At 55.6% G+C, this 13,542-nt stretch carries 13 protein-coding genes; 10 read left to right on the top strand and 3 right to left on the bottom strand.

Annotation, left to right across the window (positions count from 1 at the left end; all coding sequences use genetic code 11):
* The first annotated feature begins 29 nt into the window (after window positions 1-29).
* The 4 genes from tatA to tatD all read left to right on the top strand — a co-directional run bounded on the left by tatA (window position 30) and on the right by tatD (window position 2,624).
* Entirely contained in the window at window positions 30-284 is a 255-nt protein-coding gene (gene tatA, locus KTJ90_RS18240) for a twin-arginine translocase TatA/TatE family subunit (protein WP_008926455.1), read from the top strand.
* Window positions 285-287: 3 nt separating this feature from the next.
* Window positions 288-989, top strand: coding sequence for a Sec-independent protein translocase protein TatB (gene tatB, locus KTJ90_RS18235; protein ID WP_154926814.1), 702 nt, complete (start codon window positions 288-290; stop codon window positions 987-989).
* A complete protein-coding gene (gene tatC / locus KTJ90_RS18230; protein WP_192378256.1) occupies window positions 989-1,747 on the top strand; it encodes a Sec-independent protein translocase subunit TatC in 759 nt (252 codons plus the stop codon). Before tatB ends, tatC begins: the two co-directional genes overlap by 1 nt.
* A gap of 94 nt (window positions 1,748-1,841) precedes the next feature.
* Window positions 1,842-2,624, top strand: a complete 783-nt coding sequence (tatD, locus tag KTJ90_RS18225; protein ID WP_039658603.1) for a 3'-5' ssDNA/RNA exonuclease TatD — start codon at window positions 1,842-1,844, stop codon at window positions 2,622-2,624.
* Here tatD and rfaH read toward each other — a convergent pair.
* Window positions 2,621-3,109: a transcription/translation regulatory transformer protein RfaH gene (gene rfaH / locus KTJ90_RS18220; protein ID WP_008926459.1), complete on the bottom strand. Its 489-nt coding sequence runs from the start codon at window positions 3,107-3,109 to the stop codon at window positions 2,621-2,623. The genes tatD and rfaH overlap by 4 nt on opposite strands.
* A gap of 240 nt (window positions 3,110-3,349) precedes the next feature.
* On the opposite strand from rfaH, the gene ubiD reads away from it, so the two are divergent.
* Window positions 3,350-4,834 carry a 4-hydroxy-3-polyprenylbenzoate decarboxylase gene (ubiD, locus tag KTJ90_RS18215; protein ID WP_008926460.1) on the top strand — a complete coding sequence of 495 codons (1,485 nt, stop codon included), beginning with the start codon at window positions 3,350-3,352 and terminating at the stop codon, window positions 4,832-4,834.
* A 41-nt stretch (window positions 4,835-4,875) separates the two neighbouring features.
* Window positions 4,876-5,577, top strand: coding sequence for an NAD(P)H-flavin reductase (gene fre / locus KTJ90_RS18210; protein WP_008926461.1), 702 nt, complete (start codon window positions 4,876-4,878; stop codon window positions 5,575-5,577).
* An 80-nt stretch (window positions 5,578-5,657) separates the two neighbouring features.
* On the opposite strand, the gene fadA is transcribed toward fre, so the two are convergent.
* Window positions 5,658-6,821 (bottom strand): acetyl-CoA C-acyltransferase FadA, encoded by a 1,164-nt coding sequence (gene fadA, locus KTJ90_RS18205; protein ID WP_039658602.1) that lies wholly within the window; start codon window positions 6,819-6,821, stop codon window positions 5,658-5,660.
* Between the two features lie 10 nt (window positions 6,822-6,831).
* Window positions 6,832-9,015, bottom strand: a complete 2,184-nt coding sequence (gene fadB, locus KTJ90_RS18200; protein ID WP_499025654.1) for a fatty acid oxidation complex subunit alpha FadB — start codon at window positions 9,013-9,015, stop codon at window positions 6,832-6,834.
* Between the two features lie 187 nt (window positions 9,016-9,202).
* Here fadB and pepQ point away from each other — a divergent pair, with 187 nt between their 5' ends.
* Genes pepQ through hemG form a run of 4 tightly spaced genes read left to right on the top strand, consistent with a single transcriptional unit; the run spans window position 9,203 to window position 13,186 of the window.
* Window positions 9,203-10,534 (top strand): aminopeptidase P family protein, encoded by a 1,332-nt coding sequence (gene pepQ, locus KTJ90_RS18195; protein ID WP_499025652.1) that lies wholly within the window; start codon window positions 9,203-9,205, stop codon window positions 10,532-10,534.
* A complete protein-coding gene (locus KTJ90_RS18190; protein ID WP_286862900.1) occupies window positions 10,534-11,151 on the top strand; it encodes an IMPACT family protein in 618 nt (205 codons plus the stop codon). The genes pepQ and KTJ90_RS18190 overlap by 1 nt, the downstream gene beginning before the upstream one ends.
* 32 nt (window positions 11,152-11,183) lie before the next feature.
* Window positions 11,184-12,635, top strand: a complete 1,452-nt coding sequence (trkH, locus tag KTJ90_RS18185) for a Trk system potassium transporter TrkH (protein WP_004571219.1) — start codon at window positions 11,184-11,186, stop codon at window positions 12,633-12,635.
* Between the two features lie 17 nt (window positions 12,636-12,652).
* Complete coding sequence (gene hemG / locus KTJ90_RS18180; protein WP_039658599.1) at window positions 12,653-13,186, top strand: menaquinone-dependent protoporphyrinogen IX dehydrogenase; 534 nt, start codon at window positions 12,653-12,655, stop codon at window positions 13,184-13,186.
* The last annotated feature ends 356 nt before the right edge of the window (window positions 13,187-13,542 follow it).

Raw genomic sequence — 13,542 nt, 5'->3', positions numbered from 1 at the left:
CGTTTTCACAGAATATTAGAGGCTATCTCATGGGCGGTATCAGTATCTGGCAATTGGTAATCATTGCCGTCATTGTTGTACTTCTGTTCGGTACCAACAAATTACGTAATCTGGGTTCGGATTTAGGTTCTTCGATTCGTGGCTTCAAAAAAGCCATGAGTGACGAGGACGATAAAAAGGATCAACCGAAAGAGCAGGATGCTGACTTCGCGGCCAAAACGCTGGCTGATAAACAGCACACTTCGGCTACCAAAGAAGACACCAAGAACGACAAGCAGGTGTAAACCGTGTTCGATATTGGTTTTAGTGAACTGGTATTAGTGTTCGTTATCGGGCTGATTGTACTCGGCCCGCAACGTTTACCGGTTGCGGTGAAAACCGTAGTCGGCTGGATCAGGGCGATTCGTTCGCTGGCAGCCAATGTGCAACATGAACTGGCGCAGGAGCTCAAGCTGCAGGAGCTGCAGGACAGCCTGAAAAAGGTGGAAGAAGCGAGCCGCGGCACGCTCTCACCTGAGCTGAAAGAGTCGATGGAAGAGCTGCGTAAAACGGCGGATTCAATGAAACGCTCGGTCAGTCAGAGCATCGACATTGAAAAAGAGGAAGACGAGGCAAACACCATTCACTCGGCCCAGCACAGGCCCGTGTCTCATCCTGCTTCAGAAGCAGGAGACGCATCTGAGTCTGGCACGGCGGAACTTTCGGCGACACCGGCTACCGCAGAACATCAGGCCAGCGCGCCAGCACAGGCCCCCGCTCCGGTTTCAGACGCTGTCACGGCTGTGCAACCTGCTGCGGCACCTTCCGCTGTTGCCACTGCCCCGGCACAGGCTCCGTCAGCCGTTTCATTCGCGCCGGCTGTGCAATCTTCTGCCGCACCTGCCGCCGTGGCCAGCGCCCCGGCACAGGCGCCTGCGGATGAAGCCACCAGACCGGCCAATGCTGTGCGACATTCCGCTCCACCCTCTTCTGCAAGTGATGAACGATAATGGCCGTTGAAGATACTCAACCGCTCATCAGTCATCTGATTGAGCTGCGTAAGCGACTACTGAATTGCATGGTCGCAGTATTAGCGATTTTTCTGGTGCTGGTTTTCTTCGCCAATGATATTTACCAGCTGGTCGCGGCACCTCTGATTAGCCAGATGCCGGTTGGATCGAGCATGATCGCGACTGATGTCGCCTCACCGTTTTTCACCCCGATTAAGCTGACCATCATTGTGTCGGTGTTTCTTGCGGTGCCGGTGATCCTCTATCAGGTCTGGGCATTTGTCGCCCCGGCGCTATACCGGCATGAGCGCAGGCTGGTTATGCCACTGCTCTTTTCCAGCACCTTCCTGTTCTATTTCGGCGTAGCGTTTGCCTATTTTGTGGTTTTTCCGCTGGCATTTGGTTTTTTCACCAAAACCGCGCCGATCGGCGTCACCGTTGCGACAGATATTGCCAAATACCTCGATTTTGTCATGACGCTGTTTATGGCATTTGGCGTGGCGTTTGAAGTGCCGGTGGCGATTGTGCTGCTGTGCTGGACCGGCATCACCAGTCCGGACGATCTGAAGAAGAAACGTCCTTATATTCTGGTGGGTGCCTTCGTCGTCGGGATGTTGCTCACACCGCCGGATGTTTTTTCCCAAACTTTGCTCGCTATTCCGATGTACTGCCTGTTTGAAGTCGGCGTATTCTTTTCCCGTTACTACGTGGGTAAAGGCCGCCGGTCACAGGATGAGGACGAGAACATCGACTCCTGATGCCGACCGCGTTACCGTTACCCGCACAGGCGGGAAGCGATCAATCCAAACCGCCCTGATGGGCGGTTTTTGTTTATAAACTGTGGGAAAAATTATGTTTGATATCGGTGTAAACCTGACCAGCACGCAATTCGCCTCCGACCGGCAAAAGGTGGTTAAACGCGCGCGTGATGCGGGCGTCACCGGCATGCTTATTACCGGCACTAATGCGCTGGAGAGCCAGCAGGCTCAGCGGCTGGCTGAAGCGCAACCCGATTTCTGCTGGTCTACCGCGGGCGTTCATCCTCATCATGCCAGCGAATGGTCCACGGACATTGCCAGTACCCTGCGTCGACTGGCTGAAAAACCGGAAGTGGTGGCTATCGGTGAGTGCGGGCTCGATTTTAATCGCAACCTGTCGGCGCATGAGCAGCAGGAGTATGCGTTTGATGCACAGCTGGCACTGGCGGCGGAACTCAACATGCCGGTGTTCCTTCACTGCCGTGAAGCCCATGCACGTTTCGCCGCGGTGCTTGAACCCTGGCTGCCAAAATTGCCGGGCGCGGTGATTCACTGCTTTACCGGCACGCGTGATGAACTTGAAGGCTGTCTGGCCATGGGATTATCCGTGGGGATCACGGGCTGGGTGTGCGATGAGCGTCGTGGTCTGGAACTGCGAGAGCTGCTGCCACTGATTCCGGCCGATCGTCTGCTGCTGGAAACCGATGCGCCGTATCTGCTGCCACGCGACATGCGTCCGCGCCCGACTTCACGCCGGAACGAACCCTGCTTTTTACCGCATATTGTGCATCAGGTGGCGACATGGCGTGGGGAGAATGCTGAGGAACTGGCGGTCCGCATTGATCAGAATGCGCGGACGTTGTTCAGACTGGCTTAAAGCTTGCGGAACTGCTTGTTATCCACACTGCGCATCACCTGCTTGTTCAGCAGATTAAGCAACAGAATCGAGCGTGTTTCACCATCCGGCTCGGCAAAGATGGCGCGCAGCCCCTCAAAGGTCCCTTCAGTGATAACCACTTCGTCGCCGCTTTGAGGGGTTTCCGGATCAAGCAGGATTTGCGGGACATCAGTCTCCAGCGCTTCAATCACGGCCGATGGCACGGTCGCAGGTGTGGTGCCGAAGCGCACAAAGTGGCTGACACCGCGCGTGCTGCTGATGGTCGTGGTGTGAATCGCTTCCGGATCGAATTCAATAAACAGATAATTTGGAAACAGTGGCTCACTCACCGTGGTACGTTTTCCGCGCACGATCTTTTCCAGAGCGATCATCGGACTCAGGCAATGCACTTCCTGCCGCTCCAGATGCTCCTTCGCGCGCAATAGCTGTCCACGTTTGCAATAGAGTAAGTACCAGGATTCCATAACTGCTCCCATTGAATGGACGCTAAGAATAGCAAACCTGCTGCCAGAGTTATAGCGCAGGGGCAGGGTAAAGCGTCCTGCAAAGAAAATAAACTGAGACTTTTCTTAACAGGCCGGCTGGCAGGTGAAAAGGTAACTGAAAATTGACGTCTGCTTAAGAGGCTGCACTATAAACCTCAGCATATCCGCTTAATCAGACCTATAATGGCCGATTCACTCTGGCCGGAAAGCTAAAGCCGCATGAAATATCACGATTTAAGAGACTTTCTCGCGCTGCTCGAACAGCGCGGTGAGCTAAAGCGCATTACCCAGTCGATCGATCCCGAACTGGAAATGACCGAAATTGCCGACCGTACACTGCGCGCCGGTGGTCCCGCCTTGCTGTTTGAAAACCCGAAAGGGTACGACATGCCGGTACTGTGCAATCTGTTCGGCACGCCAAAGCGCGTGGCAATGGGCATGGGCCAGGAGGAGGTCAGCGCACTGCGTGAAGTGGGTAAACTGCTGGCCTTCCTGAAAGAACCGGAGCCGCCAAAAGGCTTCCGCGATCTGTTCGATAAAATGCCGCAGTTTAAGCAGGTTCTGAACATGCCGACCAAACGGCTGCGTAATGCACCCTGTCAGGAGGTGGTGTTCAGTGGCGATGACGTTGATCTGACGCGCATTCCGGTGATGAAGTGCTGGCCCGGTGATGCGGCACCGCTGATTACCTGGGGCCTGACTGTGACGCGTGGTCCCCATAAAGAGCGGCAGAATCTTGGTATCTATCGGCAGCAGGTGATCGGCAAAAATCGTCTGATTATGCGCTGGCTGTCGCACCGTGGCGGTGCGCTTGATTATCTGGAGTGGACGAAAGCGCATCCGGGTGAGCGTTTTCCGGTGTCGGTGGCGCTGGGTGCCGATCCTGCCACCATTCTTGGTGCCGTGACGCCGGTGCCTGATACGCTGTCAGAATATGCGTTTGCCGGTTTGCTGCGCGGCAATAAAACAGAAGTGGTGAAGTGTCTCTCGAACAATCTCGAGGTGCCTGCCAGCGCTGAAATCGTGCTGGAAGGATATATCGAAGCGGGCGATATGGCGCCGGAAGGCCCTTACGGTGACCACACGGGCTACTACAATGAAGTAGATAGCTTCCCGGTGTTTACTGTGACGCATATTACGCAGCGCCATAAGCCTATCTATCACTCAACCTACACTGGCCGTCCACCGGATGAACCTGCGGTACTGGGTGTGGCGCTGAATGAAGTGCTGGTGCCGATTCTGGTGAAGCAGTTCCCGGAGATCGTGGACTTCTATCTGCCGCCAGAGGGTTGCTCATACCGCCTCGCGGTTGTGACAATTAAAAAGCAGTACGCAGGGCATGCCAAACGTGTCATGTTTGGCGTCTGGTCGTTTTTACGGCAGTTCATGTACACCAAATTTGTTATTGTGTGTGACGATGACGTTAATGCGCGTGACTGGAACGATGTGATCTGGGCGATCACCACGCGTATGGATCCGGCTCGCGATACGGTATTAGTGGAAAATACCCCGATCGATTATCTCGATTTCGCCTCGCCTGTGTCCGGGCTGGGATCGAAGATGGGGATGGATGCGACCAACAAGTGGCCGGGTGAAACGCAGCGCGAATGGGGTACACCCATTGTGAAAGACCCTGCGGTCACCGCGCGCATTGATGCCATCTGGGATGAGCTAGGTATTTTTGATCAGCCGCCACAGCGTTGATGGCGAGCACAACCATAAAGACGACCCGACAGAGGGAACGCATGACAACGTTAAGCTGTAAAGTAACTTCAGTTGAGGCGATTACCGACACGGTCTATCGCGTTCGCCTGATCCCTGAAGCGGAATTCAGTTTTCGCGCGGGACAGTATCTGATGGTAGTGATGGATGAGCGCGACAAGCGTCCGTTCTCACTGGCTTCAACGCCGATGGAAAAAGATATCATTGAGCTGCATATCGGCGCGTCCGATCTGAACCTCTATGCCATGGCCGTTATGGATCGCATCCGTAACGATCGCCAGATCACGGTTGATATGCCGCACGGCGACGCCTGGTTGCGCGAAGAGAGCACTAAGCCGCTGATTCTGATTGCGGGCGGCACCGGTTTCTCCTATGCCCGTTCAATTCTGCTTACCGCGCTGGCGGAACAGCCAGAGCGCGATATCGCCATTTACTGGGGCGGACGTGAGCTCAAGCATCTGTACGATATGGACGAGCTGGATGCGCTGGCAGTCAAGCACCCGAACCTGAAGGTGATCCCGGTCGTCGAGCAGCCCGAAGCGGGCTGGCAGGGTCGGTCAGGCACGGTCCTGACAGCCGTGATGCAGGACTTCAGCACGCTGAGCGAGCATGAGATCTACATCGCCGGACGGTTTGAGATGGCGAAGATTGCCCGCGATCGTTTCTGTGCCGAGCGTGGCGCCGTAGAGTCACAGATGTATGGCGATGCGTTTGCCTTTATCTGATTCCCGGTAGCAGCCTGTAGCAGACAGAAAAAACCCGCCGGTTAACGGCGGGTAAATCTGACAAAGTAAGACTCAACGTATTACAGACGCTCGAATACGGTCGCAATTCCCTGACCCAGTCCGATGCACATGGTAGCGAGTCCGAAACGGGCATCGCGTCGTTCCATAATATTCAGCAGTGTGGTGCTGATGCGCGCGCCGGAACAGCCCAGCGGATGGCCTAAAGCAATCGCACCGCCATTCAGATTCACCTTGTCATCCATCAGCTCCAGCAAACCTAAGTCCTTGATGCAGGGCAGCGTCTGCGCGGCAAAGGCTTCGTTCAGCTCAAACACGTCGATATCACTGACGCTTAACCCCGCCCGTTTCAATGCCAGTTTGCTGGCCGGAACCGGTCCGTAGCCCATAATCGACGGATCACAGCCAACCACTGCCATGCTGCGGATGCGGGCGCGTGGCGTCAGCCCCAGTTCACGGGCGCGTGATTCACTCATGACCAGCATGGCGGCTGCACCATCTGACAACGCCGACGACGTGCCCGCCGTGACGGTGCCATTCACCGGATCGAAGGCGGGTTTGAGCGCCGCCAGTCCTTCGGCGCTGGTCTCCTCGCGGATCACTTCATCAAAGTCATAGCGTTTAAGAATGCCGTCGCTGTCGTGTCCATAAGTGGCGACAATCTCAGTGGCGAAGTCGCCGCGCTGGGTGGCCTGCCATGCGCGCTGGTGCGAACGCAGGGCAAACGCATCCTGCTGCTCCCGGCTGATATGATGCATACGTGCCAGCATCTCGGCAGTTAAGCCCATCATGCCTGCGGCTTTGGCGACGGTGCGTCCCAGGCCGGGATGAAAATCCACACCGTGATTCATCGGCACGTGCCCCATGTGCTCCACGCCACCGATCAGGCAGCACTGTGCATCGCCCACCATAATGGTGCGGGCCGCATCGTGCAGCGCCTGCATTGACGAACCGCACAGCCGGTTAACGGTAGTGGCCGGTACAGAGTGCGGGATTTCGGCCAGCAGCGCGGCGTTACGCGCGATATTAAATCCCTGTTCCAGCGTCTGCTGTACGCAGCCCCAGACGATATCGTCGAGCGAACTCGGATCCACTGCCGGGTTGCGGCTCAGAATTTCGCGCATCAGGTGCGCAGAGAGGTCTTCAGCGCGCACGTTCCGAAAGGCTCCGCCTTTTGAACGTCCCATTGGCGTGCGCACCGCATCAACAATCACCACATTTTCCATCTTTTTGCCCTCAGGCGCTTTTCAGCGCGGCTTCATCAATCGGTTTAGCGGCGGGATACCAGCTTTCATGCTGATGGGCTTTCTGCACCAGCAGCGCAGGCAAGGCATAGAGCCCACCGAGCGCGCTATAGCGGCGTGCCTGATCGACCACATTACTGTTGCCAAGGGTATCGAGATAGCGGAATGCGCCGCCACGGAACGGCGGGAAGCCAAGGCCGTATACCAGCGCCATATCTGCTTCAGCGGGTGAGGCGATAATCTTCTCTTCAAGGCAGCGCACCACTTCATTCAGCATCGGCAGCATCATGCGGTTCAGGATCTCTTCGTCACTGAAGACCCGCGCGGGCTGACAGACCTGTTGCAGCAGTGTGTCCACCTCTGCATCGGGCACTTTCTTCAGCTTGCCTTTTTTATCCTCTTCCCAGCGCCAGAAACCTTTGCCATTTTTCTGGCCAAAACGACCGGCATCAAACAGCAGATCAATCGCATCACGATAGTCATGCTTCATACGATCCGGGAAACCGTCCGCCATGACGCTTTGCGCGTGATGTGCGGTATCGATGCCTACCACATCCAGCAGCCAGGAGGGACCCATCGGCCAGCCGAACTGTTTTTCCATTACTTTATCAATCTGGCGGAAATCAGCGCCGTCGCGGAGCAGCAGGCTGAAAGCGGCGAAGTAGGGGAACAGCACCCGGTTAACAAAGAAGCCGGGACAATCATTCACCACGATAGGGGTTTTGCCCATTTTGCTGGCCCAGGCCACCACTTTACTCAGCGTGGCTTCACTGGTTTTCTCGCCACGAATCACTTCAACCAGCGGCATACGTGGCACCGGATTGAAGAAGTGCATGCCACAGAAGTTTTCCGGGCGTTGCAGCGCCTGCGCCAGCTGGCTGATAGGAATGGTCGAGGTATTGGAGGCCAGAATCGCGTCTTCACGCAGATGCTGTTCGGTTTCAGCCAGCACTTTGGCCTTGATCAGCGGGTTTTCAACCACGGCCTCCACCACCACATCGGCCTGATCAAAACCGGCATAATCGAGTGTGGGCTGGATAGTGGCGATCACACTGGCGAGTTTGTTGCCGTCGATTTTGCCGCGTTCTAACAGCTTATTAAGTAACTTACTGGCTTCGTTCATCCCCAGGGTTAGCGCCTGTGGGTTGATATCTTTCATTCTGACCGGCACGCCTTTCCACGCAGACTGGTAGCTGATGCCGCCACCCATAATGCCTGCGCCCAGTACTGCCGCCTGAGCGGGGGCGCCGCTTTCGCTGCCACGCTTTTTCGCCAGGCCTTTGACGTACTGGTCGTTAAGGAAGATGCCGACCAGAGCGCGAGCTTCATCAGACTGCGCCAGCGGCACAAACGCCGCGGTTTCAAGTTTCAATGCATCGTCACGGCCAAGGCTGGCCGCCGCTTCAATGGTTTTCACTGCCATCAGCGGGGCGGGATAGTGTTTACCTGCAGTCTGAAGCACCATCGCTTTCGCAATAGAAAAGCTCATGGCTGCTTCAATCGGGCTGAGTTTCAGCGGAGCCAGTTTCGGTGCCCGGCGCGCGCGCCAGCTGCCATCAGTGGCGGCGGCTTTGAGCATGGTGATCCCCGCCTCGCGCAGTTTTTCGCGAGCGACCACGGCATCGACCAGACCGAGTTTCAGGGCGGCATTGCCATCAACATCTTTGCCCGCCGCAATAATTTCCAGTGCACTGTCGGCACCCAGCAGGCGTGGCAACCGCACGCTGCCACCAAAGCCAGGCATGATGCCAAGTTTGGTTTCCGGCAGGCCAATGCGGGCGTCCGCAGTAGCAATACGCAGATCGGTTGCCAGCACACACTCACATCCGCCACCCAGCGCATAGCCGTCAATGGCGGCCAGGGTCGGCACGGGTAAATCTTCCAGACGATTGAAGATGCTGTTGGCATAGCTCAGCCACTGGCTCAGCTTTTCGGTGGGTGCATTAAACAGTGAAAGGAACTCGGTGATATCCGCACCCACAATAAAAGCAGGTTTAGCGGAGCTCAACAGCAGGCCGCGAAGATCTGGCTGCTGCTCCAGCACTGCAATTGCCTCGCCCAGACTGGCGACAGTTTGCGTATCAAGCTTGTTGACTGAGCCTGCAGCGTCAAAAACCAGCTCGGCGATACCATCGTCCAGCCAGTGAAGTGTAAGGTTAGCGCCTTGGTAGAGCATGTGCGTCTCCTGAAACCGCGAAAGGTGATCTGGTCATACCAGATGATCGTGAGTGTGGGAGGGATGTTAATTATTTGCAAACTGCTCTTTGCTTATTTGCTAACAAGATCACAGCCGTGTCGACATCAGCAACTGCGCAAGGGGTATGCTAAACTTGCGGCCATTTCGCGACACTGGAGAGACGTCAATGGATTCACTGAAGACCTTGTATCACGCGCACATCGCCACGTTGCAACAACGGGCGCAGCAGGTGCTGGCACGCAATAAACTGGATGCGATGTTGATCCATTCCGGTGAGTTGTTGACGGTGTTTCTGGATGACCACACCTATCCGTTTAAGGTGAATCCGCAGTTCAAGGCCTGGGTGCCGGTGACACAGGTTCCCAACTGCTGGCTATGGATTGATGGCGTGAACAAACCGAAACTGTGGTTCTACTCTCCGGTGGATTACTGGCATAACGTTGAACCTCTGCCGGATAGCTTCTGGACGGAGGATGTTGAGGTTATTGGCCTGAAAAGTGCGGATGAGATTGCGCAGTTGCTGCCTGCACAGCGTGATAATGTCGCTTATATCGGCCCGATCAACGCACGGGCAGCACAGCTTGGTATCGCCTCCGGCAATATCAATCCTAAAGCGGTGATCGACTTCCTGCATTTCCATCGCAGTATCAAAACAGATTATGAACTCGCCTGTCTGCGCCAGGCGCAGAAGCTGGCAGTGGCGGGTCATCGCGCAGCGAAAGAGGCGTTCTCGGCGGGCTTAAGCGAGTTCGATATCAACCAGGCGTATCTGACCGCGACCGGTCATCGCGATACCGATGTGCCGTACGGCAATATCATTGCGCTGAATGAACACGCTGCGGTGCTGCACTACACCCGGCTGGATCATCAGCCGCCGGCGAAACGCCACAGCTTTTTGATTGATGCGGGCGCTGAGTATCTTGGCTACGCCGCCGACCTGACCCGCAGCTATGCGGCGCAGAGCAGTTCGCTCTATGCCAGAATGGTTGAGGCGATGAACGCGGAAGAGCTGGCGCTGATCGCCACGCTGAAAGCGGGCGTGCGCTACACCGATTATCATCTTCAGATGCATCAGCGTATTGCGAAGATGTTGCTGAAGTTTGAGCTGGTGCAGGGCATCAGCGAAGAAGCGCTGGTGGCTGAAGATCTGACCGGGCCGTTTATGCCACATGGGCTGGGGCACCCACTGGGTCTGCAGGTGCATGACGTAGCGGGTTTTATGCAGGATGATCAGGGCACGCATCTGGCCGCGCCTGCGCAATATCCTTATCTTCGCTGCACCCGCGTGCTGCAACCGGGCATGGTATTAACCATCGAGCCAGGCTTCTATATTATTGACTCATTACTGGCACCACTGCGTGCAGGCCGTTTCAGTCAGCACTTTAACTGGCAGGCTATCGATGCACTTCGGCCTTATGGCGGAATTCGTATCGAGGATAACGTGGTGATCCATGCGCATCGCGTTGAGAACATGACCCGCGATCTGCATCTGGCCTGATGGAAGCCTTTGATATTCCCGCGGTGCCCGTGAGCAGCAGTGAGGAGACGATCAAAAAGAGTCGCTTCATTACGCTGCTGGCGCACACCGAGGGGGCAGAGGCGGCGCGCGCCTTTGTCCAGCAGGTCAAAAACGAGCATCCGGCTGCCCGGCATCACTGCTGGGCATGGGTCGCGGGCGCGCCGAATGATTCTCAACAGCTCGGCTTCTCTGATGATGGTGAACCTTCAGGTACGGCAGGGAAACCGATGCTGGCGCAGCTGATGGGCGCGGATATTGGCGAGATTACTGCCGTGGTGGTGCGTTACTACGGCGGCATCATGCTGGGAACCGGCGGCTTAGTGAAAGCCTATGGTGGTGGCGTTCAGCAGGGGCTTAAGCTGCTGCCACGACAGCGCAAAGTGCCGATGAAGCTGTTCACTCTGCAATGTGACTATCCACAGCTCAGTGATGTTGAACGGCTGGTACAGCGTTTTGACGGTAAGGTGACCGACAGTCAGTTTCAGGATCGCATTGCGCTGACGCTGGCTGTACCTTACGGACAAATCGACGGATTCAAAAAAAATCTGTCAGACTTTAGTCGGGGCGCGTTAGCGCTGATCCCGCTCACACCCTGATGTTCATCTCTATTATTTAAAGGAACGGCTGAATGCACTTTCGCGCCATTACCCGCATAGTCGGTCTGCTGGTGATCCTCTTTTCAGTGACGATGATTTTGCCCGGCCTGGTCGCATTAATTTATCGCGATGGCGCGGGGCGGGCGTTTAGCCAGACCTTTATGATGGCGCTGGTGATCGGCTCGCTGCTGTGGTGGCCGAATCGCAAAAAGAAAACCGAACTCAAACCGCGGGAAGGGTTTCTGATTGTCGTGCTGTTCTGGACGGTGCTGGGCAGCGTAGGGGCCATGCCCTTTATCTTTGCCGAACAGCCCCATCTTTCCGTGACGGATGCGTTCTTTGAATCTTTCTCTGGCCTGACAACGACCGGGGCCACTACGCTGGTGGGGCTGGACTCGCTGCCTAAAGCCATTCTCTTCTATCGACAGATGCTGCAGTGGCTGGGCGGTATGGGGATCATCGTATTAGCGGTGGCGATATTGCCGATTCTGGGCGTCGGGGGCATGCAGCTCTATCGCGCTGAAATGCCGGGGCCGCTGAAAGACAATAAAATGCGGCCGCGTATTGCCGAAACAGCGAAAACACTCTGGCTGATCTATGTTCTGCTGACGGTGGCCTGTGCGCTGGCATTGTGGCTGGCAGGCATGCCGGCCTTTGATGCTATTGGTCACAGCTTCTCGACCATCGCGATTGGCGGCTTCTCAACCCATGATGCCAGCATCGGCTATTTTCACAGCGGCACTATCAATACTATCGTGGCGGTGTTTTTGCTGATCTCAGGCTGTAACTATGGCCTTCACTTTGCCATGCTAAGCGGGCGCAATCTGCGCGTGTACTGGCGCGATCCTGAATTCCGCATGTTTATAGGCGTTCAGCTGACGCTGGTGTTGATCTGCACGCTGGTGCTCTGGTTCCACAATGTTTACGACAGTGGCTGGCAAACGCTGAACCAGGCCTTCTTCCAGGTCGTTTCCATGGCCACCACGGCAGGATTCACGACCGACAGCATCGCACGCTGGCCCTTGTTCCTGCCGGTGCTGCTGTTGTGCTCCGCCTTTATCGGCGGCTGTGCCGGTTCAACCGGCGGTGGCCTGAAGGTTATCCGCATCCTGCTATTATGCAAGCAGGGTAACCGTGAGCTTAAGCGTCTGGTTCACCCGAATGCGGTCTACACCATTAAGCTGGGGAATCGGGCGTTGCCTGAGCGTATCCTTGAGGCCGTATGGGGATTCTTCTCGGCTTATGCGCTGGTGTTCCTGGTCAGCATGCTGGCGATCATTGCCACCGGTGTCGATGACTTCTCGGCATTTGCTGCCGTTGCCGCGACGCTGAATAACCTCGGGCCCGGTTTAGGGGTTGTGGCCGATAACTTCACTTCAATGAATGACGTGGCGAAATGGATTCTTATCTCCACCATGTTGTTCGGGCGTCTCGAGGTATTTACCTTGCTGGTGCTGTTCACGCCTACTTTCTGGCGTGAATAATTAATAAGGATGCTGATATGAAAGCGCTGATTCTCTATTCCACCCGCGACGGACAAACAAAGAAGATTGCCTCTTCTATAGCCGAGATGATCCGTCAGCACCAGCCATGCGATGTGCTGGATATTCAGGATGCCGCTCTGCCTGACTGGGCGCAGTATGATCGCGTGCTGATTGGCGCCTCTATTCGCTACGGTCATTTCCAGCCGGTCGTCGACAAGTTCGTAAAGCTTCACCTCCCTGCATTGCAGCAGCGTACCAGTGGTTTCTTTTCGGTAAACCTCACGGCGCGCAAACCTGAGAAGCGTTCTCCTGAAACGAATGCTTATACGCAGAAGTTCCTGGCCAGCTCGCCGTGGCAACCTGATTGCTGTGCCGTGTTTGCGGGCGCGCTCTATTATCCGCGCTATCGCTGGTTTGATCGCGTCATGATTCAGTTGATTATGCGTATGACTGGCGGTGAGACCGATTCCACAAAAGAAGTGGAGTACACGGACTGGCAGCAGGTACGCACTTTTGCTAATGATTTTGCACAGTTACCAGGCAAATCGTAGCGAAATAGCGCGATTTGATGAAAATTACTGCGAACAGTAATCTTTTCGCAATAAACACTTGTCAGTCCGCGCGAACTCCCTATAATGCGCCTCCATCGACACGGAACACCGGCAACGGGAAGCGGGTTGAGAGGCACAGGAGACTGCGCCGCCGGAGAAAAACTTCTGAGAAAGAGGTTGACTCTGCAGGAGGAAAGCGTAATATACGCCACCTCGCGACAGGACGCTAACGCACTGTTCGCACTGCTCTTTAACAATTTATCAGACAATCTGTGTGGGCACTCGCAGGATTGATATCAGCGTCTCCGGACGCAACAAAATATCAAAGCCTCACGAGTGAACACATAATGAAATTC

Origin of the sequence: Pantoea jilinensis, assembly GCF_019104105.1 — a bacterium.
Classification (GTDB): domain Bacteria; phylum Pseudomonadota; class Gammaproteobacteria; order Enterobacterales; family Enterobacteriaceae; genus Pantoea; species Pantoea eucalypti.
The sequence above is the reverse complement of the archived record's forward strand: the minus strand, read 5'-3'. Positions and strand labels throughout refer to the sequence as shown.